General features: G+C 58.5%; 14 protein-coding genes, 2 pseudogenes and 1 riboswitch. Of the genes and pseudogenes, 4 read left to right on the forward strand and 12 right to left on the reverse strand.

The window, feature by feature from the left end; translation table 11 throughout:
• Positions 1 to 706: 706 nt before the first annotated feature.
• Positions 707 to 976: a hypothetical protein gene (locus I6F37_RS34220; protein WP_225130964.1), complete on the reverse strand. Its 270-nt coding sequence runs from the start codon at positions 974 to 976 to the stop codon at positions 707 to 709.
• A 302-nt stretch (positions 977 to 1,278) separates the two neighbouring features.
• Here I6F37_RS34220 and I6F37_RS34225 point away from each other — a divergent pair, with 302 nt between their 5' ends.
• Positions 1,279 to 1,485, forward strand: a complete 207-nt coding sequence (locus I6F37_RS34225) for a hypothetical protein (RefSeq protein ID WP_225130962.1) — start codon at positions 1,279 to 1,281, stop codon at positions 1,483 to 1,485.
• Between the two features lie 2,280 nt (positions 1,486 to 3,765).
• Here the strand turns inward: I6F37_RS34225 and I6F37_RS34230 are convergent.
• Entirely contained in the window at positions 3,766 to 4,131 is a 366-nt protein-coding gene (locus I6F37_RS34230) for a hypothetical protein (RefSeq protein ID WP_225152235.1), read from the reverse strand.
• Between the two features lie 715 nt (positions 4,132 to 4,846).
• Here I6F37_RS34230 and I6F37_RS34235 point away from each other — a divergent pair.
• Positions 4,847 to 5,521, forward strand: coding sequence for a YopT-type cysteine protease domain-containing protein (locus I6F37_RS34235; RefSeq protein WP_225131004.1), 675 nt, complete (start codon positions 4,847 to 4,849; stop codon positions 5,519 to 5,521).
• 1,789 nt (positions 5,522 to 7,310) lie between these two features.
• On the opposite strand, the pseudogene I6F37_RS34240 reads toward I6F37_RS34235, so the two are convergent.
• The 4 genes and pseudogenes from I6F37_RS34240 to I6F37_RS34255 form a co-directional block, all read right to left on the reverse strand.
• Positions 7,311 to 7,479, reverse strand: a pseudogene (locus I6F37_RS34240) (transposase); the annotation flags it as partial.
• Positions 7,480 to 7,549: 70 nt separating this feature from the next.
• Positions 7,550 to 9,109, reverse strand: coding sequence for an acyl-CoA dehydrogenase family protein (locus I6F37_RS34245; protein ID WP_225130952.1), 1,560 nt, complete (start codon positions 9,107 to 9,109; stop codon positions 7,550 to 7,552).
• A gap of 1,004 nt (positions 9,110 to 10,113) precedes the next feature.
• Positions 10,114 to 11,754, reverse strand: coding sequence for a chaperonin GroEL (gene groL, locus I6F37_RS34250; RefSeq protein WP_225130950.1), 1,641 nt, complete (start codon positions 11,752 to 11,754; stop codon positions 10,114 to 10,116).
• Positions 11,755 to 11,837: 83 nt separating this feature from the next.
• The gene (locus tag I6F37_RS34255; protein ID WP_128932171.1) at positions 11,838 to 12,152 is read right to left on the reverse strand and encodes a co-chaperone GroES; all 315 of its coding nucleotides are present in this window, start codon (positions 12,150 to 12,152) and stop codon (positions 11,838 to 11,840) included.
• Positions 12,153 to 12,371: 219 nt separating this feature from the next.
• On the opposite strand from I6F37_RS34255, the gene I6F37_RS34260 reads away from it, so the two are divergent.
• Positions 12,372 to 12,602, forward strand: coding sequence for a hypothetical protein (locus I6F37_RS34260; protein WP_225153937.1), 231 nt, complete (start codon positions 12,372 to 12,374; stop codon positions 12,600 to 12,602).
• Between the two features lie 258 nt (positions 12,603 to 12,860).
• Entirely contained in the window at positions 12,861 to 13,508 is a 648-nt protein-coding gene (locus tag I6F37_RS34265; protein WP_345944121.1) for an FkbM family methyltransferase, read from the forward strand.
• A gap of 720 nt (positions 13,509 to 14,228) precedes the next feature.
• Here I6F37_RS34265 and I6F37_RS34270 read toward each other — a convergent pair.
• The 6 genes and pseudogenes from I6F37_RS34270 to I6F37_RS34295 all read right to left on the reverse strand — a co-directional run bounded on the left by I6F37_RS34270 (position 14,229) and on the right by I6F37_RS34295 (position 23,534).
• Positions 14,229 to 14,595: pseudogene (locus I6F37_RS34270) on the reverse strand (hypothetical protein).
• A 1,446-nt stretch (positions 14,596 to 16,041) separates the two neighbouring features.
• Positions 16,042 to 17,250 (reverse strand): acyl-CoA dehydrogenase family protein, encoded by a 1,209-nt coding sequence (locus tag I6F37_RS34275; RefSeq protein ID WP_225130945.1) that lies wholly within the window; start codon positions 17,248 to 17,250, stop codon positions 16,042 to 16,044.
• Positions 17,251 to 18,874: 1,624 nt separating this feature from the next.
• Positions 18,875 to 19,618: a carbonic anhydrase gene (locus tag I6F37_RS34280; RefSeq protein ID WP_225130943.1), complete on the reverse strand. Its 744-nt coding sequence runs from the start codon at positions 19,616 to 19,618 to the stop codon at positions 18,875 to 18,877.
• A 10-nt stretch (positions 19,619 to 19,628) separates the two neighbouring features.
• Entirely contained in the window at positions 19,629 to 20,336 is a 708-nt protein-coding gene (locus I6F37_RS34285; RefSeq protein WP_225142062.1) for a thermonuclease family protein, read from the reverse strand.
• A gap of 1,797 nt (positions 20,337 to 22,133) precedes the next feature.
• Positions 22,134 to 22,916, reverse strand: a complete 783-nt coding sequence (locus tag I6F37_RS34290; protein WP_225130922.1) for a nodulate formation efficiency C protein — start codon at positions 22,914 to 22,916, stop codon at positions 22,134 to 22,136.
• Between the two features lie 342 nt (positions 22,917 to 23,258).
• Complete coding sequence (locus tag I6F37_RS34295; protein WP_225130920.1) at positions 23,259 to 23,534, reverse strand: hypothetical protein; 276 nt, start codon at positions 23,532 to 23,534, stop codon at positions 23,259 to 23,261.
• A gap of 411 nt (positions 23,535 to 23,945) precedes the next feature.
• Positions 23,946 to 24,149, forward strand: a riboswitch (cobalamin riboswitch).
• Positions 24,150 to 24,197 lie beyond the last annotated feature (48 nt).

Genomic DNA, 24,197 nt, shown 5'->3' on the forward strand with positions numbered 1-24,197 from the left:
TGCTGACTGAGGCTCGCTTGCTTGGATCTGAGGCAGGCAGTGATAGCGGTGCGATCTGGTATGTGGCTGCTACAAAGGCGGAACACGTCCTCCATGCAAGCCTCTTTCTCCTCTGCGGTCGGCGCTTGATCGCGCGCGTTGACCAGCCTGGGTATTAGAGCTGTCATTGCGACGGCAAGAGCGACGGCGCAGTAGTAGAGTGTGAGGCGCGAAGGCAGCTGAGTTCGTTGATTTTGAGTCATGATATCCCTTTAGGTCGGTCGGGCAGCGGTATTGTTCTTCCTGCGCGAAGTGCCAACATGACCTGTCAACCGCGAAACAAGCTGGAACTGCTTAAGTGCTGTGCCGGCAAGCTCGTCCTTTCACTTTTGCGGTCTGACTGTACGGTGCTGGTCATCTGTCCGGCACGACGAAACGACACCTGCCCTAGTGGTGGAGCTCCGCGAAGAGGGGATGCACTGGCGGGTGAGCTGGCCAAACAAGTGATCATTTCGGAGCTTCCGGTGATTGTGCGGTTGTGCATGCTTGGATGTTGCGAGGCATTGCTTGGGCGTGACATGTGCTTAGGTACTCTGGCTGAGCCTATCCGCCAGGCGACTATTGACGCGGTAGCCGGCGGGAAGGGCACGTGCCAACTATCGCGAGGCAGAGAGATCGGGCAAAAGCCAGGTGCGCTCAAGCCACGGTTGATGATGCATTCGATCGTTCAGAGCGAACCATGATGGCGCGGGCCGAGACTGTGTTTGGTGTAGTCGCGCCCGTGTTCGTTGGGTGGGGTATCTGAGGCGGAGCCTCCGTCTTGCGTCCGTTCCGGCGAGGCTACGGTGATGGAAGCGCCTGCCGTGCAGATCTCGAAACGCGCGATTTCGTCCAGCCGCGACAGGAACAGCTCCGACGAAGCGCGGACAACGATGCGCCTGGAAGATCTTATCGTCCTGATCGAGTCGCGCCAGGTGAGTTTAGATGTTTCAAACATTCGCAATTCTCATGACGTGTCCGGACCGCTGGATTGTCGGACGTGGTTCCCACTTGTCCAGGATCGTACAATCTAACGCTAGGTCCGATTCAAGCCCCTCGTGCATCCCATCGTCTGAGGATGTCGGGGCTGTGCATTCTTCGTACGAGCCTCGGCTGCAAGGCGCACTTTGGTGTTTCAGAATAGCAGCTGTGCATGGCGACTGCCCGCTTCGGCAACCGAGGCCACGAGCGTCGCTGTTACGTGATTATACGGAGCGCCGGTGTCGCATTTCTTTGATCTGCCAATTGCATGCTCTCGGCATGAATCCGAAAAGTAAACTCTACCAGCCCGACCACTGGCGAGGCCGTGCGGAAGCAACGCGAAAGAAAGCGGAAGCGCTCGCTGACGGAAAAGCCAAAGACAGGCTGCTTAAAATTGCCGTGGAATACGACAAGCTGGCTCGGCGTGCCCACGTGTGGCGGATGCACAAAAACGAGGACGATACGTGGCCTGAGGAAGAGCTGTAAAGCGTCCCTGCGGATCATCAAAAGGCCCCCAGCCCGTTGATCGCTACCCGACCTAATGGTCCGCGCAAAATGTCGCTCAGCTGCAAGTCAGTGCCTGGAAGGGACGTTGAGGGGCACCGTGGGCCAAGGCATCCTGACGGTCCTGTGGCGCGCTCCTGATCGCGACACGTAGGTGAAGGCGGAGCAGGCCGCCTGCCCAACGCTCCTTCAAGTCTACTTGTTTAGTCAGCTTCTCGAAAGCTAATTCTCATATGACGAAAAATGCGGGATCCAGACGAGTCAATGCGTCGCAGTTAAAGCGGAAGCCCGGATGACATCCGCGCGGGGACATGTTGAGCTGTTACAGGTCAGTGTTTTGCACTTCGTCGCGGCTGCAATGGCATATCAGTTTGGCAAATTCGAGAGTTCTGCGGCATCGGTCAATATTTACTTTGCGCTGGTCGGAGGGACGGATTTCCAGGTAGTCGCGCGAAGTGTGTCACTGGAACCAAGTCTGTGAAGAGGTCTCCACGTCCGATTGATGGTGCGCATACGGTGCGGCCGCGGCATGCGAGAGGTGTCGGTAAGCTCCTCGCGCCTTTGGCATCCGCGAGATTATTTCAGAAGAGCGCTGCGATGATCCAGTAGATACCGGCCCAAAGCAGCGCATTTATGAGGAGTGCAGCCAGCAGCCAAAGGTTCCACCTCCTTTGCACCTGCCGGGAGCGACAATCGGCGCCGTAATGCTTGATCGGTTGTTGCTTTGGTGCGCGCCAATGCGTCATTTCATCAGACGTCGCGCTGGTCCACGGAAAAATGCCGGGTTTTGCATGCCTCGTACTACTCATAAGTTCGCGGTCCTCTTTCATAAGGAGAGTGTCAGAATCGTTTGTCTGAGCGCGGCGAGCATCCGGCCGATGGTATGCTCGTCGTATCGTCGGTGCATTTAAGGTCGGCGTTCCGTTGCCACAGCAATCTACATGCCACGACGGAGAAGTGTCGGCACCGCTTTGATGTAAGCAAAAACGCCTCTGTCGGGCGTTGGCGACACGGAACCGCTGTCCAAGGTCGGATTCGCGACGTCCATGTCTGAAAGACAACACCCGCATTAGCAGCAAAAGCGTGAGCGCTTCGCGAGCGTCATACCGTGAGAAATGCGTAAGAGCTGTATCGTAGTAGCGCGGGAAGGCGGCCGACGGTCGCACTCATAGAGATCGATTAATCATTGTTTCTGACCATCACCTTACGAGGAGACACCGAGATGGCAGGCGATCCGCTGGATGCTATCAGCTCGAAAACAGTTCGTGCTCGGCGTCAGCGGCTCTGGTGCAGGCCCGTTTGATTTGGTCCCGTACAATTCAATCGAGCTTACGTAGATGGCGCATTGGCACCGTTCAGACTCGACCGAAAGCTGCGAATGGTCAAGTACTACGATCTCACCAAGCAGTAAGATCGCCGCGAAGCATCAACTGGTGCCAGCAGTGGTTTTGCGAGTCATCATAGAATGTGGATGTCAAACGCCACCATAGGGAGCATGCCATGATGCCGACCAATTCATTGAAGAGGAGGTGACGGCCAAGAGCCGACAAGTTCTTGTGAAGAAGGTCACCATGAAACATGAATGGGCGCTAACGCTTGCTTGAAGTGGGCAAGAGCGATGGCGGACATTGCTGTTGCTGATGCGCGATCTGTTCGGCGACGTGCGACCAATACTGGCTGGCATCGATAAGTAAGATGATTCGCATGAGAGGGGCTTGATGGCACAGCTGCCTTACGAGCGGGAAGGTGCAATCGGCGGACTGATTCGCCATCGCGCAGATCGTGTTATCGCGCATGCTCAGGCAATCAGTGGCCCTTGAGAGCGACCTTCGCCCACAATGCGAGTGTTAGAAGACTATAACAGGAGAACGAGTGATGATGAACATCTGCGGCTTTCTCAGATGGTGCGCTGAAAAGGGGTATAGGAGCGCTGGGCCGAGGATCGAGCCGGTTGACGAGTTGCGAGACAACGTCATCTGCGTCGAGTTCAAGGCCATCCGAGAGGCAAAGGAGCGGGCGTGCGGGCGCAGATGATAGAGAAGCTGGAGGCCGGCCGCGTGCAACACGGCCGGTTCGCTACCGTTCCGGGATCAGGCCCTTGCGGCGTGTTCCTCGTGCAGGGGCCTTGCGGGTGTGAACTAAAGATAAGTGGATTCGTCCGTCCTGGCTGGGAGCATGTCGCTGTCTCGACGCCGCGGCGCTGTCCGAATTGGGACGAGATGTGCTTTGTCAAAGACCTGTTCTGGGATGAAGAGGAGTGTGTCATGCAATTGCATCCGCCACATTCGCAGTATGTGAATAACAGCCGATATTGCCTGCACCTGTGGAGACCCACTCATCGCGGCATCCCAATGCCGCCGCCGAGCTTTGTGGGCATCGTTGGGCTAGGGCCATCAGAAGCCGCAAAGTTGTTCGCCCAGATGAGCGCGACAGCATGATGAGCTGAGTTAAAAGGACATCTGAGCGGAAGATGAGGCCGAGCGGGTGCAGAAGCACCGGTTCGGCGCCGCCGGAACGCGGCGTCGCAAGCGGATATAGTCGCCGATCGCCTGTTGCACTGTGCAGGGGTGCTGAGCCTGAAATCGCTGTTTTCAAAGGAGCTGCTGATGGTGCACTGATCCGGTTCAAGAGATGTCTCGTATGCGCTTGGGACCAATTATTATCGAAGGAACGAATTGGAGTTCGGGTCTTGGTGGCATTCAAACCAGTGTTTGCAGTACCGTGCTGAACGCCGGTTCGGCAGCAACAACGACGTCTCACCGGGCAGACGACTTGTCACGAGTCAATCACTGGACGATCCGACGAAGCGAAAAGCATGTGCCGACCGAATGGCATAACGCGAAATGCTGAGACCGAAGCCAAAGCGAAGGCCGAATTCAGTTTGACGAAGGCGCTGTCCAGGCGCCGCCTACGCCACGAGCCGGGGTCCGGTCACCCTGACGGCATGCGGAATTGCTCAAGCTAGGCCTACCGGTCGCTCTGCAAGAGCCGGTAGCTCGTCGGCACTACTCCTCATCTGAAGCGGGGCTGATGAGCAGAGACGGTCGAGTCGCCAAATAGCCAACTCGGGCGGTAGCTTCTCCAAGCCTATTTGGTTGTCAGCTCGTCGTCAGCTTGCCGCAATAGCATTCGCAGGCAGGGCGTAAGCAGCCCGCCCTCGCTCTGAGGAAACGTACGCTGAAGAGGCAGGCGAGCCGCCATGTATAATCGAGTTAGTGGTCAATCCACACGCCCTAATCAAACTAACGAACCGCGTCAGCCGGCAGACAGCAGCGAATTTGCGCAAACACTGATGGATCTCGCTCGACGGGAGAGCTCGTCACCTGGGGAATTGCCCGACAAAATGGGGCTCTGCTGCAGCAGGCCACATACCTCCGATGCAAACATTTACAGTCCAAGCACCTCAGATTCCAGCATAACCTCTTTGTCCTCCAGCTCAAGTCCATCCTCTCCAGCGAGGCCTATCCCTCCTCTGTTCGGTTACAGGACTGCTGAATTGTCCGAGGCCAATGTCAACGGCATCTGCGTTGGATTGGCAGCGGAGTGGATCCGCAATCTCCCAAGCAGTCCTTCATCCCGGATGAGGGCGCTCCGCCCGGGTACTGAAACTCACAGCTCAGCCGCAGTGCTGCAGCAGCGGTATGAACGCCTCAAGTCGGCGGAAAGTTCTCACAATCCTCAGGCAAGAAGCACGATGTTACGCGAAGCTGGCCTAGAGCCGTCCGCCGAGCAAAAGCGATATAGGTTTGGTACATCTTCGCGCATTGACCAGATCGTGAGCGAGGTCACCCACGATCCATCGATCTATTTGGTCAGCTTGCGATTCGCCGAAGGTGACGCCCACATGATCGCAACGTCTACATCGAACGGAATGACGACCCTCTTTGATCCTAACTATGGAGAGTTTACAGTTCGGTCAGATCAGATGGGTGATTTGTTCAAAAGTCTTGCCGACCGCTACCGCAACCCGCCGAACGGACTTGATATATCGATGGTCGTCACACAGAGGATGACGTGAGTGTTGCGGAGGTTCCAAAACGGGCCTTGCCGATCCCACGCGCGGATGCTTTCGCGATTAATGCCGGACAGCCGCGTCGCGTCCGACAGTGCAACACCACGGCACGGAAGACGGATTGTGGCACCCTGAACGTGCGCCCGACGTGGTAGCGGAGCTCACCGGCGCCCTTCGGACGTTGGAGGGGCACGCTCGACGGAAGCTCTCTGGAAGTAGTGCAGCGAGGGGGAGAATATTCAGAGAGAGGCTGGCCGGTCACTCGGGTTCATGAGCTCGTGCCCTCGCGCGTCAAAGACTGAATGGGCTTCGCTTGCACTGAAGCAGGACCGTTGGCCCGTTAGAGCTTGCATGAAAGCTGGTTAAGCTCCTCGCGTGGGGTTCGGCGCTTTTCGTCCTTACGCTCAGGGCCAAGGGCAAGCATCACGGATCCAACACAGGCGGCACAAGCTGTATTTCGTCGGCTTCGGAATCGTCGCCGGCCACTTCTCTACTGAACTCGCCAGCCAGACAGCTGCCGTGGACGACAATGCATGCCGTCGCACCAGCGCACGACCGAGTCGACGTTCGCCACGAGCTCCGCAACAATCCGCGCCTTGTCCTCGTCGCTGCACTTCCGCTGACGTTCAGCTCTGGAGAAGACCTCAGCCCCGGAACCGACGCAGGTTCGTTCCAAGCCTGACGGTCAAACTTTGCATCGAGCTGGGCTAGAAGGTCATTTGACACTTCCCGAACAATGCCAGGTGACATGCGACCCGGAGCCCTCTCCGCGGAATGCGCGCAAGCTGGCTATTAGCTTGATCTGGAAGACGTCGCCCCGTGGTTTAGATATGATTCCAGTCTCACACCGGAAGCAGCGCGGGCGCGACTCGGCGCTGGTCGGGCTGGATGGATCAGACGCTGTCCCTGCCACGCCCGCACTGGTTGAAGTTAGCAGAAACGTGACTCGGCGCCCAAAAGCCCCACGCATACACGGAGCAAGCGCTGTCCCTACCACGCGCCGCTAACTTCAACGGCATTGTACACGGACTAGCTTTCCGAAAGCTGACGAACCCGACGCGATCTATAAAACGAAAGCGGCCGGTGTGGGTGGGTCGATGCTCCTGTCTGGAACCCACGCGTCTGTCCAGCGGACGTCCGACTTAAGGGTATGGTCAAGCATAGACACAAGCCGATCTCTTCAAAGAGGTCGTGAAACTCGCATGTGCCATGTGTCGCAGAAAGTGTCATCAGAAGCCCATCGATGTTTGCAAGGCGCGGCTCCGCGACATCATTCACGAAAGACGATCCATTATCTCTGCGACTTCGACGACAGCTGGGCCCATCCGATCAAGCGCGAAAAGTGATCCGACAACAGGCGAACGAACGGCCTTCCACTCTTACTCGATGCCGCCGGATGTCGGCGGTGTGCCGGACTATGTCGGAATACCTCGATGTCATAGGTGACCCCTCTCGTCCCGAGCACGGACATATGCGTCCGTGCGGCCCAGAGAGATTCGATCGCCGCTTCATCGACCGGATAGCGCTCGAGGCCGCTGTCTCCGCATTGTCCGGAAAATGGAAGGCGCATCAGCGCTTCACGCGGGCCAAAATAGCCGTGAACGGCCAGTCAAAACGGGATCCGATCTACGCTTGCCTTTCACGGACCCCTCTTTCTCGACATTGTGGTCGGGTGTCACGTAGATGATACGATGCGATCGTGTCCCATGTCATAGTGCAACGGGCGGCGGGTCACGGCGTCCAGCGGCTGGAGCCGGGAGGTCAGTTGGCGATCGCCGGTAGGCTTGATGGTGGGATCATCGCTCAACGTTGCGATGGCTTCCAGCGTCATGTAATGGGCGCGCTGGACGGCCCATTCGTGGTTCTGATCGGGCAGGAATTGCACCGATGAGGCGGACGATGGCGTCCTCGTTGGGGAAGATGCCGACCACCTCGGTCCGCCGATTGATCTCGCCGTTGAGTCTTCGGCTTTCCGGAGTTGCATAGTCGCGCGCGGGACCACCAGGTGGAAAGAGGTCCGGCATCCGCTAGTTCTCAGACATACTGCACTAGCTTAAGGTAATCGTCAGTGAGAACAGGTGAGCGAATAGAACAAGCCGCGTCTTGAAGGAAGGTGGTCAGAGTCCGACTGGCCCGATTGCGGACTTCGACAGATTGCCGTGCCGGCGCGCGAGTACGGAGAGTTGCTAGCTCGGAACTGACCAGGTCAGCCGCTGCTGCGGCGCAATCTGAGATAGAGAAGCAACCAGCAGACATGACAGCTTTTGCCAAGCCCAATGTGGTGAGCCAACCCGCATAGATCAGCACGGCACCGTCTGTCTCATGGAGCCCAGAGAGTTCCTCAACTGCAGCAGCATGGACTGAAGCCGCACCAACTGACCGAAACAGATCGGCTATTTCATCACGGGTGGCTTTAGAGAGGAGGCAGCGGCCGAGGTGTGATAAGAGCGCCTCAGTCGGACCTTCGAAGATGCGGAGGATGCGAGCGTCTCGATAGATTTTAGCTAAAGGCGTTCCCTCATCGTAACCACGGCCACCTAACAGCTGGACGCATTGATCAGCGACAAGACCGCACCATTCCGAGGACAAAACCTTCGTTGCCGACGCAAGGTGGACGTTGGGCGCGCCCTGCGCTGAAACAAGTCGGCAGGATGCTGCCAGCATCGCCTTCACGACCTCCCGCCGCAGCACCATCTGCCCAAATAACTGCTCGATGTAGCTGTTCTCGATCATACGCAGTTTACCGAGTCGACGATGGCTTGCATAAGAGGCTGCGAGCTGGATAGCGCGCTCAAGCGCTCCAAGACCCATAGCAGCCACACCGATGCGGCCGCGGTTCATACTAGATGACGCCGCGCCCCAGCCGTCTTGATCGCGAGAGAGCACGTAAGCACGCGGCACCTCGACATCCTGAAACTCCAGAGTATTCTGAATAATGCCACGTAGACCGAGTGTGCGATGCTCGTGCGTGACCTTTAGCCCTGGAGCCTGCCTGTCAACGAGTACACCAACGAGCCGACCTTTCGCATCGGGACCAGACGCGCGAGCAAAGCAAACGATCCAGCGAGCCCAGTCAGCGAGGCCGATCCAGATCTTGCGGCCAGAGATCCGAACTTTATCTTCGCGCATGAGAGCCGAAGCTTCTATATGCCTCGGGGCAGAGCCAGCTCCAGGCTCGGTCAAAGCGAAAGCGCAGAGATCGCCGCGTGTTGCACCCCGAATGATATGCTTTTGTTCGGGGATGTGCGGTGCCGCTTCGATGCAGGGCAAGGCTAGGAAGTTATGGATGACGAGGGTGGAGGCAGCGGAGACGTCGAAGGATGCAGTGGCGGAGATGAGGTCGATGGCCTCTTGCAAGGAAAGAGCTAATCCGCCGTGCTCTCCTGGTGTGGTGAGCCCGAACAGTCCATGCCTTGCCAAGATGCTGTGTAGGGTTGGAGGGAATGCTCGGCGGTCATCAGCGTCTGCGAAATTCAGCTGACTGAGGTCAGCGATCAAACTGGAGAAAAGTGCAGCTGCACGGCCCTCAGCTGTGCGTTCCTGCGCCTCACCGAATTGGGCGTTAACCTGAGTATACATAGCCATAAGGCCCATAATGATCCCGGCCCCGCTTCGGGCCAATTCATCCGCGTGGCTAGCTTGGCTACACATTGGTATAGTGTGGATGCAAGCGCAGTATAAGCACGTTGTCGGGGACGGGGGTTTATTGCGCCTACCGCTTCCCGGCCGATCTCAGCGCCGATCAGTTCCTCAGCCATGCAGACGCCCAGGAAACGTGGGGATTTGGCGCAAATTCTACAACAAAGAATGCTCCCGGAGGGCAATCGGCAATAGATCGCCGATTTTGCTGCGAACTCACGTGGCGCAACCAGCCCGCCAAAGTGTTCAGAGTCGTAAAACTCTACTTCTGGGTAGTCCAAAGTTTCGGTCCCGCTGCATCCTCAAAAGTCATTCCCCGTGATTTGCCTGGCCGTATGCTCAACAGCCTCAATTGCGCAACCTGCTGACACACACTCTCTCTAAAACAGATATCATGGTAGGACCCTGCGGCGGAGTTCAGGGCCCAGTAGGCGAAGCGGAGCCCATCCGCGAGGACAAAAATGAAGCGCACGCTAAATCATGGCACTTCCACGGGACATCTTGTGGCTCTTGACAATGAGCACTTCTCCTGAGGGGTTTCAAACAAGCGCTCTCGCCATGAGATGTAAGTGCGAAACTGCAGGAAAGGTATTTGGGCGCTTGGGACCACGCGTCAGGACAGGAAAGTAGGCAAGAAGGTCGAAAACGGGTAGGCGGCGCCGGATAAGCGCCAGACGAAGGGTTCAAACACTCAGCAGAGGTAGGTTCGTGAGACTGAAATAGCGACAGGCCCACTTCCATCGCAGTGCTGGACCCGTTTAACGTCGACCGAGGCCATTTCCCCGCCGAAGGAAAAGTCACAAGCAAATTAAGTCTGGGCCCTACCGCCGTTCATACGGATAGGCGGATGGGTTGGGCCTTTGGCGCGGCTTGCAAGGGCTACGTTGCAAGCTCGCCCGAGCAAAACCCTGGCATTCGTGCCAGGGTTTTTGATGTCATCGATACTTTGAGAGAGTGGATCAGAAGTCCATACCGCCCATGCCGGCGCCTGGAGGCATTGCTGGACCAGCCCCGGCCTTCTTCGGCAGCTCGGCAACCATCGCTTCCGTCGTAATCAGCAGCGCCGCCACCGAGGAGGCGTTCTGGACTGCGATGCGCACGACCTTGGTCGGGTCAATGATGCCTTTGGAGACAAGGTTGCTATACTCGCCTGTCTGCGCATCGAAGCCATAAGAGTACTGCTCGTTGTCGAGGACTTTGCCGACCACGATCGAACCGTCTTCACCGGCGTTGATCGCGATCTGGCGGGCCGGCCAGGACAGCGCCTTGCGGACGATCTCGACGCCGGTCTTCTGGTCGTCGTTCTTGGTGCGCAGGCCCTTGAGCTGCTCGGAAGCCCGGAGCAGGGCGACGCCGCCGCCCGGCAGGATGCCTTCCTCGACTGCCGCGCGGGTCGCGTGCATCGCGTCATCAACGCGATCCTTGCGCTCCTTTACCTCGACCTCGGTCGCGCCGCCGACGCGGATCACCGCGACGCCGCCCGCGAGCTTGGCGAGACGCTCCTGGAGCTTCTCACGGTCGTATTCCGAGGTGGTCTCCTCGATCTGCGCCTTGATCTGGGCCACGCGCGCCTCGATGTCGGCCTTCTTGCCGGCGCCGTTGACGATCGTGGTGTTCTCCTTGTCGATCGTCACCTTCTTGGCGCGACCGAGCATGTTGAGCGTGACGTTCTCGAGCTTGATGCCGAGATCTTCCGAGATCGCCTGGCCGCCGGTCAGGATCGCGATGTCCTGGAGCATGGCCTTGCGGCGATCGCCGAAGCCCGGAGCCTTGACGGCCGCGACCTTCAGACCACCACGGAGACGGTTCACCACAAGCGTGGCCAAGGCCTCGCCTTCGACGTCCTCGGCGACGATGACCAGCGGCTTGCCACTCTGCACCACGGCCTCGAGCAGCGGCAGCAGCTCGTTCAGCGAGGAGAGCTTCTTCTCGTATATCAGGATGTAAGGGTCCTCCATTTCAACCCGCATCTTGTCGGCGTTGGTGACGAAGTAGGGCGAGATGTAGCCGCGGTCGAACTGCATGCCCTCGACGACGTCGAGCTCGGTCTCCAGCGACTTGGCCTCTTCGACCGTGATCACGCCTTCGTTGCCGATCTTCTTCACGGCGTCGGCGAGGAACTTGCCGATCTCCTGGTCGCCGTTGGCCGAAATGGTGCCGACCTGGGCGATCTCCTCGTTCGAGGTGACCTTCTTGGAGTTCTTCTGCAGGTCCGCAACGACGGCCTCGACCGCGAGGTCGATACCGCGCTTGAGGTCCATCGGGTTCATGCCGGCGGCAACCGACTTGGCGCCCTCGCGGACAATCGCGGCGGCCAGGACGGTCGCGGTGGTGGTGCCGTCGCCGGCAGCATCCGCCGCCTTCGAAGCCACCTCGCGCACCATTTGGGCGCCCATGTTCTCGAACTTGTCGTCGAGTTCGATGTCCTTGGCGACGGCAACGCCGTCCTTGGTGATGCGAGGCGCGCCGAACGACTTGTCGAGCACTACGTTGCGGCCCTTCGGACCGAGCGTGACCTGCACGGCATTGGCGAGGATGTCGACGCCGCGCAGCATGCGGTCCCGCGCGTCTACTCCGAATTTGACTTCTTTGGCTGACATAAAGAATTCCTCAGTTCTTATTTTCTCTTCCTTCAGCGCGCCCGCCGGGCGCTCGTCAGGGGGTGGGCTGTGCGAGCGCTGGGTTAGGCGGCTTTCTTCGTGGAAAACACATCGGTGAGAACGCCCATCACGTCGCTCTCCTTCATGATCAGCAGGTCCTGGCCGTCGATTTTGACCTCGGTGCCGGACCACTTGCCGAACAGCACGCGGTCGCCGACCTCGATGTCGATCGGAATCAGCTTGCCGGTCTCATCGCGGCCGCCCGGGCCGATTGCAATGACTTCGCCCTGCGAAGGCTTTTCCTTGGCTGTGTCGGGAATGATAATGCCGCCAGCGGTCTTCTCATCGGCGTCGATGCGCTTGACCACGACGCGGTCGTGAAGCGGACGGAAATTCATACAAGTCTCCTGAGCGTCTGAACAAGTTGGAGATAGTCACATTGTGACGAGCCCAATTACAGCAAGAGTCAGGCCAAAAATGAGCTGAACGATCATGCCTGCAGTTCTGCTGAATCGCTGCCTGGTCTGCGCGTGTCTTTGTCCGGAAGCAAACGCCCTCAGGTACACAGTCCGCCAAGCTGTTGCGAAAATGACATTGCGTTTCGTCGGAACACCCGGTTGATCCCAGGGTTCCTCAACTTGGCGGCCCTTACACCGATCGAAGCGCCGGCGTATTTCGACGGCGGCGGCCTGGCTGCACATAATTGGTTCGTCTTACAGCAGCATCTAGGAGCCGGGGAAACGTGCGGCGCACAAGATTCATCGAAGGGCGGGTTCGAACAATATGAGATCCTCGCGCATAATAACGATTATGCCAACTATCTTGAGCGCGGGACCTTCAAGAATTGATCTGGACCGAGCTCGATAAGGTCATTGCACGCTGGTACGAACCCAGCAGAGGCCCGCCATGGCAGTCGCTGCACCTGTCGGTCCGAGAGGTTTCCCTTTTTATGTCGATGGCATCCAAATAGCCGTCATGGATCAAGGGGACTGAGGGGCATATGAATAATATACGTTGATATACGTTGTGCCGGCGCATCTGGCGTGTGATTGCAGCTTCGAAGCTCGAAATTCACGCGATCTCCGCGCCCAATGGGAAAAGCACCTGTGTCCTCTGTAGAAGTCCACCAGTACATCGTCTCACTTCTTCAGAAGCCGAATCCAGTCATCCTGGATATCGGCTGCAATGACGGGACCGATACGCAACAGTTTCTCAACCTCTGCCCGCAAGCTCAGCTCTACTGCTTTGAGCCGGACCCCAGAGCGATCGCGCGCTTCAAGAAAAAGCTGGGCTCGTCCCTCAATAAGGTGAAGCTGCTTGAAATCGCGATCAGTGATCGAAACGGGATGATCGACTTCCATCCAAGCAATGCAGATGGTGACGCGAAGGAATGGGACCTCTCCGGCTCAATACGCCGCCCAAAGAATCATCTCACTGAGTATGATTGGGTCCGATTCGATCGCCCTGTCTCGGTTGAAACGCGGCGGCTGGATGACTGGTGCGGCGAGGCGGAGCTGAACACGGTCGATTTCATCTGGATGGATGTCCAGGGAGCCGAAGCCGATGTTATTGCCGGCGGCATGCGGACCTTGAGCAACACGCGCTTCATCTACACGGAATATAGCGACCGTGAGCTCTACGAAGGGCAGTTGTCCCTGCAAGCCATTCTGGACTTGCTACCATCATTCGAAGTGGCGGCCCATTATCCGCGCACAGTGGAAGGTGATGTATTGCTCAAAAATACGCGCTTCTAGTGGCTGCTCGTATCGAGCGCCTCATTCATTGCTGGGAGACCTGACCAGCGCGCTCCATGCCACCCAAAGCTGCACAATTGGCGTCATGAAGGCGAGGGGATGTCAGTAGCCGAGCGGGCACTCCGGTTTCCGGCTGCCATTGCAGACCACACGCATCACGTCGGCGTCGGGCGGGTGGTGGGTCTCTGACAATCATTTATTTGGCGAGCCGGCACGACCGAGGACTTTGCAGCCAGCAGGCCGAGCCGTTTCATATGTTTGAATCAACACTGCCAGCTGGGGCTCGAAGCGTGGAATCATCTGAACGGCAGCTGATGGTCTGAACCTCTGGTAAGCTGGTGCACTGCTTCGAAGCAACTGGTTCTCGTAGTTCCTTGTCTCAATCGGAAAGCGAGCTGAAGCATGTGTTTATGCCATATGAAGGTCGCCGTGAGGCGTCCAGCATAACTGCAGCAGCCGATTGTCCAGCAAAGCGTGCGGCGCAGGAGAAGGGGGCCGCGATCATCAGCGGCCGATCTCGTGCCGGATCGGATCAAGACCGCCATCGTAATCGCGGTTACTTGCTGCTCATGTGTCGCAAGCGGAGTTGATCATCGAATCTGCGAGCACGCTCGGCCCGTGCGGCTGCGGCGCGATGACGAAGATCGGCGAGGATGTCAGGAAACGCCTTGACGTAATGCTGGCGCAATGGCCGAAGATTCTCCTAGCCGCGCCGCCCGATCACCCGCAATTCCAGATCGGCCCGATCGGCGTCCGCGTCCAGCACGGCCCGAAACCGCCGCCATTGTAGCGGCCGCCGGCGGAAGCCGGGGCGGCCGAAATAGTGCCATTCGCCATCCCAACCGTGGTACTGATGAACCGGGTCAATATACCAGTGGCGCCGGTCGGCGCGCGAGAGCCGGCGCATCGCGTCCTTATGCCCGTAGAGCGGAATGCTGTTGCTGAGCGGCTGGCGATAGCCGGGCAGGAAGCCGTAACCTTGCCAGACCGGCTTGGGCCGCTTTTGGATTGGCGCAGCGTTCGCGACGACCGACAGCAGCGACAGGATGATAGTAGCAGTTAGACACACAAGGCGCGCGACATGGATCGACAATAGTCGGTCTGTTGCGCGGAGGCTATTCAAATTTGGGTGCAGAGTCCTGCGCAATCTTGCGCAGAATTGTTCTCTCAGCTGATCACGCCCTTCCTGATCAGAAAGCACGCATATCCGGTGCTGTCACCCACCTGCACCGCGCCAGCCCTAAGCCTTAGCGCGAGAAGATCCGGACATGAGAGTTTGCTGCGACTGATGGGGCGACCGACCCAGCGCTCGATCTCGGTCTGCACCGTGCGTGCGTCCGGGCACACGGTCGAGATCGTCGACCGGCATCATCACGCGCGCGGATCGGCGAAATCTCAAGCGGGTAGAAGGTTAGGATGGCGTGGACAGTCTTCTCCATACTCATGCCCGGGAGCTGGATCAGGCGCTCCGAGCAGAGTCGTGGGTGCCCGGGCCGCGAGGGTGGTCGCCATGGCCCATGGAGGCGAGCAGCCAGAGCAGCTCGGGCACTAGGATCGGATCAATCGGCTTCAGGATGTGATGAACTATCCTCTCGATCATTCTGACGTTTGTCTCTGTCTCCCCAAGCTTCGCAATCATCAGATACCACGGGCCAGAACAGTCCAAACTGTCGTCGATCGGTGGCAAAAAAAAGCCCGGCCTCATTTCGATAGCCGGGCCGAAGTCAGTCGTCGACAGAGGGAGAACTGTCGACGGTTATTTGCGGCAAAACGTTCACCGCAAATTCTAATTACGAAAGGATTAATGACCGGAGAAATCTCGCGCCTTTTCCTTTCTATCAGACGATATTGACCGAATGCGGCTCAACGCTGGCTCGCACAAACCTTGAAGGGTGTATTGTCCGTTATCCTGAGGATCGTCGAGCCATGGTGATAAAGTGAGCGTTGCCGAACAGAGACGATCCGCAGCTGAATGGCGTCAATGTGTCGGCCGCAGAGCGCAGCAACCCAGCTTCCCCTGGGCTGGGACGAAGTACGTTATTTTTCGCATGCGAGCACTCGTTGCCCGTTCGCGCGATCCCGCACGCGAGGGCCCTCTGCTGCACACACAACGACCGCATTGGCATCATCGTCTCACCGATGGCAGGAAGCCGCCGTCCGCTCCGATTTTCGGGGCATCCTCGTCATCTATTTCTCATGGTACACCGTGACGTCGCGTGCGATTCAAGGCCTTTTAGCCTGACGATGCAGATGTTCTGGAGCGTGCTGGCGCGTGTCCGGAATGTGCGGGCCGGTTGATCTCCGGGCCGATAGCCGCGGTCGTATGAGGAAATGGGGCAAGTGCGGCGGGGAGGGGATGCTCTATGGAGATGCGGTGGTGTTTTTGAGAAGCGCCTGACCGCAAGGGTCTCTCTCTTTCTTGTCCTTTAAACAAGGCCGGCAGGCCGCCAAGTCCTTGCAACCGCAGGCCGCATCATATCGCAGGCTCTGCAATTCGTAGCTGCAGAGCGTGTGGGGACGTGGGTGAACCACTTCATGGAAAGCCCGGCTGTGCTGCACTTCCGAGCAGGAGTCGGCCGGCGCTCTGGAGCGTTCCCTCGTTTAGAGCTGCGTGTTGGGCAACCACGAAGCTGTCGCACATGGCGCGCGCCAGATTGCTGGTGGTATAGAGCGACGTACTTCCAGCGAGACCGCTCGCAATCCTACAGACCTCAGCGCTCTGCCGCGCGGCGTTCGTTGCGGCGAGTCGCATCAGCGTCGCCGTGCTCCGGTTTACCGCACCCTTGAGCGCTTCCTTCCACAGCTCCTCGGTGGCCTCATAGAAGAAGGAACGGGCGGAACGCAGCATGGCTTCGGCTCTGGCCATCTCCAGTTGGACATAGCCGCGCTCCGCCATCACGGGCGCTCCAGTGATCGAGGCGCGGCTTCCGGCCATGGCGACCACCTCGTCTAGCGCCGAGCGCGCAATACCGATGCCGACAATTGCATGCACCTGCGCAGCGAAAGCCACGGACGGATAACGATAGACCGGCCCGTCGAGTGTCGGCGGACCGCCGCGGATCAAGGTCCATTCCTCCGGCACAATGACATCGTTGACAACGACGTCGTGGCTGCCGGTGCCTTGCAGGCCGATGACGTCCCAATTGGGGCGGATTGTCACCTTCTCGGCCGGCATTACGGCTACGCGCACAAGGTCACCGGTCGAATCGTCTTCCACAGTGATGCCAACGCCTATCAGGTCCGCGCCCGGTGAGCCGCTGGCGAATGGCCATACGCCGTTCACGACAAATCCGTCGGTGCTTCGCCTGGCGGGCTGGAGTGGGAAAACCGCACCTGCCAACACCACATCAGGTCCATTCGCGTATACCTTGCGAAGCGTGTCGTCCGGAAGAGCAGCGAGGTAGCGAGCCCCATCGCCGAAGCTGGCGACCCAACCGGCGGAGCCGTCGGCTTCAGAAATGCGCTCGATCAGGCGACAAAAATCGGCCGGCGTTCGCTCCTCACCGCCGAATCGCCTGGCCGCCATAGCCCGATAGACGCCAACGCGCTTGAAGCCCTCGATGATCTCGTCGGGAATCTTCTGCGCTCGGGCGAACTCGTCTCGACGCGCGCGGATATCGACCAGTAGCGGCGACAGATTATCCCAGGTCGCAGCCATAGCGTCGGCTTCTGCAGTGATCTTCTCTGGTGGAGCGTTCATAAACTTTCCTCGGGTGTTGAGCCGGTCGACGGCGCGTGTCATTGATATGGACTGCCCGCGCATGGCGAAGCCGGCCGGATTGATACCCAGCCGGAGGGATCGTCGAAACTGTCGCAGTTGATAATCGGCTGTGATGCGATTGCAGGCGGTTGCCAGTCCAAACCGCACCCCGAGCGGATTGGCTCAAAGAAAAGGTGTTGAGGGCCAGGAAGGCTGATCGAGATGTGGCCTCGATGTTGCCATTGAGGCTGAACTGGCAAGGCAACCGATATGAGGCGGCGAGATCGATCCGCCTCTGCTGCACTATGTTTCGGACGGCTGATGGCAGCGCTCGTTTTGTCATGTCTTATCCAACGGACAGGTTGTCACAATTGGGGCTCGGCCGGCGCGAACCACGTTGTGAATACCTGACTTGGCGACCGGTACCCCAAGCCTGCGGCTCGTTTCCATATCCCCAGCAATCGACGTGCCACCAATCATGTCTGCCGGTCGTGGCTGAATCGAGCGAGATCACGTGACCCGTGCCGCGCCAGGAGGATGCTCGCGCCTCCCGTGTCTGATACCAGGCACAAGAAGTCATCAACCGAACAAGGCGGGAGGAGAACGACTGAAGTGGACCTCGGCCGCGGACCAGTCGGGCTCGGCTTGCCTGCTGGAGTTTCAGCCCCGCTGCGATCTCCTGAGACTACCAACAGCGCAATTTACCGTGGTCGCGGAGCCTGAGCGGCAGCAACGCCTGATCAGTCTGGTCGACGATGCGTTGGTTGAAGAGACTATGGACGACGTGCGATGACCGCGCGAGTCGCGATCATCAAGCTGATGTCCGCATTGGAAAAACGCACTTCAAAGGTGCACGCCGGCCGCGAAGATGCTCCTTTCCGATGCGCCACTTCGGAACTTCCAATGACAAGACCCGCCTGCGCAGAGCCACGAGTGCCTTTTAGATGGCACGTCAACGCGTCTGTCGATAGTTGACCGTCAGGCTTCACGAACTCCGGCGCGGGCATAAAAGATTGTTCTCCGCTCGAGCCGATGGTCGCCATCGTCGTGCGCGCGACAAGTTTCTGTTTATGCTGATCCAAGCTAGGCCCAAGACAGATGCAACAAGGCTGCTTTCCGACACTTGTGGTCTCCCAAATGGCTGATGCAGAGAGACGTCCGATGCCTACGCGAGTAGCTATTTTCTTTACGTCGGTCGGCTGGTTAGTCATGTCGGTCGTAATCCTGCTCTATTTGATCTTCGGCCCTGGCTGAGCCTGGTGATCATAAGCAGGACCATAGATGGCTTGCCGGATCGGGAGTGAGAGTCTGCCGGAATTGTCGCTTGTTCCGGGGGCCGAGAGCTCAGACCCTGCATGCCTCGCACCGCGATCTGCCGCTTGACCCCCCTCGGCCCGCCTCGCGCATTAAGGTGCAGGCTTGAATACTGTTGGCCGCGATATGAGTGTTTCTTGGTGCTGGCCTCGCGTTGCCAACATGAGCGCGTAGAACACAAGGAGGATTAAGAGGCCGCGCATAACATAAAGCTTCCCGAAGCTATAACAATTGTGGAGCTGATTGTACTCGGTGCAGTTGATGCAGCCGATGCACGAGCGAATTGCGCGGAACTCGATGAAGCCCTGTATCAGGCGGCAAACGACCAGCTGGCCGCGCGAAGGTGCCAGCGTCAGCTCAGCAATTCGACCCTGCCGGTGTCGAGCCGATATAGCCCCCCGACGACCTTCAGTCTGTTCTGCTCAACTGCCGCGTTGAGAATCGGCCCCGTCGATTTAAGTTTGTTGACATTATCGACTACATTTCGTCGGGTTGCTTCTGCGAACGTGTCACCTGTTTGCTGGCGAGATGCTGTTACTGCAGGCGCAAGCGCAGCGATGAGGGATGAAATGTGCCCCGGCGGCGGCTTATCGTCGTGGAGCGACTTGATCGTGGCGTCTATCGCACCGCAATGATCGTGGCCAAGTACCAGGATCAGCGGCGTATTCAGCACGGCGACCGCATATTCCATACTGGCGACCGTGTCATCGTTGGCGAAGTTGCCGGCGAGGCGGCAGACAAACAGATCACCGAGTCCGCTGCCGAAGACAAGTTCAGGCGCCACGCGAGAATCGGCGCAGCTCAGAACCGCGGCATATGGATTTTGCCCATCCACCAAAACAGAGCGCTCGCGCTTGAAATCGTCGCCTCGTGATACGCCATGGACATAACGATCGTTACCTTCCATCAGCCGCTTCAGGGCAGCATCCGGCGAGAGCAGGTTATTCGGCTTGGGCGGCGTTTTTGCTTCCTTCGCATCGACAATGTTGTTGTCAAGCCGCAGGCAAGCCGCCGAAACAGCGAACAGCAACAGCGAGCGGCGCGAAGGCGCGATCTTGGTCAGATAGGACATATTCGGATAATGGCCTGCATGCATGCATCTCACCTCATCGCGCGGCTTTGCGCCACCCGGTCGCTTCGGCTTCCGATTCGCTGCAGAGCCAGCGTTCACCGGGCTTCTTCGTCATGTCGATTTGTTCGTAACCGAATTGCCCGGGCAAGTGATAAAGTCGCTCGCCGTTGTGGCCCACGGTGCCTTTTATCAGACACTCTGACGAGGGCGGGTCCGATAGCAAAGCGGATCCGAGCAGGAGCTCCTGAGCGTCGATCGGAACCGAGCTCGCGCCGATGATGATCGTCCCCTTGTTGCGGCGACGCCAGTCCCAGGGCGCGATGAACGCCCCCGACCACAGCCCCGCATAGGCTTTGCTCGCCACAACCTCATAGATAACGTACGTATTGGCAGAAGGCGACGATAGTGCCCAGCCGGAGCGTACCATCCAGGCGTTCACGTCCTCGCCTTCGATGAAGCAACGGCCACGCGACCTGCCGTATTCATCAACTCCTGTGGTATGACAATCCCACGTTCGTCCGTTCGAATGCTTGATAAGCTCGTCGCGAGCAGCCACGCCGCAAGCCCATTTCCGGCCGTGGGCGTCGAGGCAAATCTGGTCAGTCTCAGGAGCGTCGATGCCTGAGAGCCGAAGCGTGGTTTTCTCGAGCTCGATCGTATTGCCGTCGAGGATGCGCGGAGGGCCGCTGAGCTTCGCCGCGCAGACCGGAGATGTGATGACAGCCAACAATGCGACCATCATTACGCGGTGTTTCATTCCGACAATAGCCTTTCGTCTTGATTCATGTTCACGTGCGATCCGGCGCCGCGTTCGACGCTTAAACGCACTATGTCCGTTATCGGGCCGCATCTTTCGACGTTTGCTTTATGAAAGCTTGGCCCTCATTTCCAAGCTACGACCTGACGCTGCGTGAGGTTCAAGCGATTTCTTCCGGTGTGCGTATCGCGGTATCCTTCGAGCCTCACCGGTCTCACTCAGTGGGCGCGCACAGCACCCTCTCTCGGCCTGAGGAGGAGATCCCCATCGCTCAGCCGCCAACTCGGCATGCGGGAGAAAGCCGAGCCTCGGAACGCTGTTTCTCACGCGATTGAAGAAGAAAAGCGCCTGTGAATTGTGACAGTCGAGTGGAAGTCAGGCGTGGAGGACAGCAACCTGGCTATGCTTTGTGCCAACCCCCATCGGCACACAGAAGGCTGCCGACGGTTTCGGCGAGAGCGATGACATTTTAAGTTCTTGCCACGGAAAGACCGACGTTCGAAAGAAATCTGGTCTCGCGTCCTATCAGAGATTTGGACGAAAGGCGCCACGGAGTCCAGCTCAACGCTCGCAGCGCAAGTGAATCGGTATCGTTTGCGCAAACCGCGGAAAACCAGGAGCTCTCTTGAGAGCCAGCCGGGATGGTCGGGTGGTGCCGCGGCCCCGTTCGGAGAAGGCCAGGATTTTTCATGACCCGGTCGGCGCGACTGGCGGCCGCTCTTTCGTTGTGCGCTTCCCCGTACTCACGTGTTGAGAGTTACCCAGCACGGCATGAGGGCATGCGTTTGCGCCGGGAAAATTTAAGGACAACCATGTGGAGCCGTGGCTACTTCGTATACGCACCGGCGAGGGGTAAGCCGCCCGCGTGTTCGGACGATCGCGAGTGCCGTCCTGATGCCATTCGGTGCGAGGCGTCAATCCACAAGGCCCATCGCGGCATCCGAGCAGGTAGCTCTGGTGTGGTATGGCCGACTCAAGCTACACATCATTCTGAGCCACCTCACTACCCAATGGAAATGAAATGGTTTCAGCCCCCCGGGAATTGCCCGTCTCTTCTTACGCGCTTGAAGTGGATGGCCGACTCAGAGCTGAATTCGCAACCAAAGACGGCGCCAGGGCAGGTGGAGCAGAACTAAAGAAGCGCTTTCCCATGCTTCAAATCCGGATCTACGATGCGCAGACGAATGCGTGCGAGGAAATCTAGCGGGCGACTCAGTCCGGTCTTCGATGCCTCGCGCACGGCTCCGGCTCCTCGTTGGGGGCACTCGAAGGACCGGTGGTCAAGCCGGGGCCGCTAACACTGCCCCATTACCCTATTAACCGGTTTCGTCGCAGCAGTCGATCCCGCGTGCCACCTCGGCCTCGGAATGGTCACGCTCTTGCGGGTGCCAGTCAGTCGCGCGATGCGCGGTTCGCACGCCGGATCGGGCTTGGGCCCGAGGCATCTGCAGGCCCAGTCCCGTGAAGAATGGCATGGAGAGCTGGTTCTCTCGCAAATGGTGTCCTTCCACTGCGTGGGGTGCGCCGAGGTCAAGCCGCCTCTCGCAAGGCGGCACGCGCCGCTGAGCTCGACTCCTCGCAGAAAGAATCGGAGGTAATCGTGCTGCCCCATTTTCTCGATGGCCGGCTGAAGGCCGCGGGAAAGCTCGCGACTGTTCAAGGTGTAAACACCGGAGAGTTTAGAGCTGATAGTCTTGCCGTTGCTCTGAGGCGTTCGGCCCTGCAGGAGCTACGGCGCGATCTTGCTCTGCGCGATCATTTACCGAGGCCTTTAGCTCCCTTCTAATCCTCCCGTTCCTTTGGCTCCATGCGAGCGAACCAGGAGCCAGGAGGAAAAGCCGCGATACGCTTGGCAAAGGAGGATTGCGGCTCCCAATCTTGTCCTTCGCTCTTCTCGAAAGTGATGACCCCGTTGTATGTAAAATAGCGGGGCCCTGGGATATTACAGTTCACCACAAGCAAAACGCGCCACAGATCACCTTTCTCGGTCGGCTTGTCATTCTGCTTCGGCAAGTAGTCCACTCCAACAGGATCAACGATAGTGCAGCTGCCCTGCCGCAGAAGATCACCGAGCCGACCTTGCATGGTCGTCACAAAGTTGAAGTTGGCCGGGTCATGCAGAAAGCCAAGATTTGCGTCCCTTTCGCCATCCTTGACTTCACTGGCGATCAACGAGAGCGCGAAGGCGCGCCAGCCCAATTCCATTGGCTTCGCATAGGTCGACGCAAGTTCAATCGTCCCGTCGAGCGCGACCTTCCAGGTGATAACGTACTCTTCGTCTGATTTATCATCCCGGTGCCTGGTCCAAGAAACAAAAACATATTCATTTTGGTCAAGTTCAGCGACGCCCCACATCCGAGGGACGAACTGTGCCACCTTCGAGACGTTGGAGATAACTTGTTCTATTGTCTCACCGTCTTGCGCTCGCCACGTTGACTTGACTCTTTCGACAAGGGGGCTGTCGTTAGCGCGAACAGTGTTGCTCGTCGCAGCCAGCCCGGCCAGGCAGATCAGGGATCGACCGAGCCAAAGCCATAGCGCGCGTCTTCCTGACGTTTTCTTCATAACCGTCGGCCTATCCGGTCTCATCCACACGTCATTCCAGAGCAGGCAACCTTCAACCTGTTATGCGCGAGCGCAAGAAGTTAGCGGCGACGCGACGGGGCGACCACTGGTTTTCCCGTGCGAGCAGGCGCTCCCCTCTATGTCACGCGCCGCTAACTTCACTGCCACCGACAGCCTCAATTTGCTGTGCTGGACATGCCCAGCAGGAGGACTGGGCAGGCAGAGGACGTGCATTCTTCGTGCCAGATAATAGACGGCAATTCGCACCGGTTTTGTGTCCTCTTTGTCGACTTTCCGACTGGCGCATGTCTCGATGTTTCCGTTCAACCTCTCCAGCACGGCTTATGCATCCCCGTCACGCACCGGATGTTCGACGGCACAGCGGAACGCCTCGGTGCCAAGTTCCTGATGAGAAGTGGCAGCACGTTTGCCGTCATTGAACCGTGTGGTTCGGTTATCGTTGCCGGAATGTGGGCTTTTGATCGCTGCCATGCCTTCGGGCACTTTCGGCCAAGGGGCCATGGCGCGTTTGGCGCTCCTTTCGCGACGTCCGGCGCTCCGGAAGTCGAGAACAGCCTCAGTCAGGCGCGCTTTGTACTCGATGGCGAACGACGGCAAGCCGATCTTCGCCGAGCATTTGGGGTGTGGCTGGCACCGCAAATCAAACGTGCTGCCCGGGTAAGTTGTAAGTTGCTGGCTTAGCCAGGTGTCTTGGCCTATTCAACACTGATCCTGTTGGTCGAGAAGGTGGCTGGATGGCGCGCGTGCTCGAAAAACCGCTGGGAAGCTGGGACTGGCGACAAATGCGTTCTGCTCGAGGCAGCGGCCCCGACCGCGCAAGCCGCATTTGTCCTTTCCACCGATCTGGCGTGCAACCCGCGGGCAACTGCGATGCTCATTGCGGTATCGCTGATTGGAGAGCACTGCTACATCATCTCAATGCTAGAGATGCACGGTCATTCGCGTAGCAGATGTCGCAGCATCAGCTTGAGACATGATCTGAGAGGTTGACGGAAGACTGCTCTTGCCGATAATCCAAGTCGTCGAGGTTCTCCGGTTTCCATTTGATCCGGAGCTAAGAGGGAAGCCGGTGAAAATGCCGGCGCTGCCCCCGCAACTGTGAGCGGCGAGCCGCTGTCCAACGACGTCACTGAAGCCTGCGCGGCTTCGGGAAGGCCGGACAGCAGCGATGACCTGCGAGCCAGGAGACCTGCCCCGACACTATATTCGTCCACGGGCGGGGTGTCCCGGTGGTGCGCCAAGCAGCCGTCGCACCGCGAC

Origin of the sequence: Bradyrhizobium sp. NBAIM08, from assembly GCF_020193935.1 — a bacterium.
Classification (GTDB): domain Bacteria; phylum Pseudomonadota; class Alphaproteobacteria; order Rhizobiales; family Xanthobacteraceae; genus Bradyrhizobium; species Bradyrhizobium yuanmingense.

Coding starts and splice junctions, on each gene's coding strand:
- I6F37_RS34220 (WP_225130964.1), bottom strand. CDS start 976: ATGTTTGAAACATCTAAACTCACCTGGCGCGACTCGATCAGGACGATA.
- I6F37_RS34225 (WP_225130962.1), top strand. CDS start 1,279: ATGAATCCGAAAAGTAAACTCTACCAGCCCGACCACTGGCGAGGCCGT.
- I6F37_RS34235 (WP_225131004.1), top strand. CDS start 4,847: ATGGGGCTCTGCTGCAGCAGGCCACATACCTCCGATGCAAACATTTAC.
- I6F37_RS34245 (WP_225130952.1), bottom strand. CDS start 9,109: ATGGGCCTTATGGCTATGTATACTCAGGTTAACGCCCAATTCGGTGAG.
- groL (WP_225130950.1), bottom strand. CDS start 11,754: ATGTCAGCCAAAGAAGTCAAATTCGGAGTAGACGCGCGGGACCGCATG.
- I6F37_RS34255 (WP_128932171.1), bottom strand. CDS start 12,152: ATGAATTTCCGTCCGCTTCACGACCGCGTCGTGGTCAAGCGCATCGAC.
- I6F37_RS34275 (WP_225130945.1), bottom strand. CDS start 17,250: ATGACACGCGCCGTCGACCGGCTCAACACCCGAGGAAAGTTTATGAAC.
- I6F37_RS34280 (WP_225130943.1), bottom strand. CDS start 19,618: ATGCATGCAGGCCATTATCCGAATATGTCCTATCTGACCAAGATCGCG.
- I6F37_RS34285 (WP_225142062.1), bottom strand. CDS start 20,336: ATGATGGTCGCATTGTTGGCTGTCATCACATCTCCGGTCTGCGCGGCG.
- I6F37_RS34290 (WP_225130922.1), bottom strand. CDS start 22,916: ATGAAGAAAACGTCAGGAAGACGCGCGCTATGGCTTTGGCTCGGTCGA.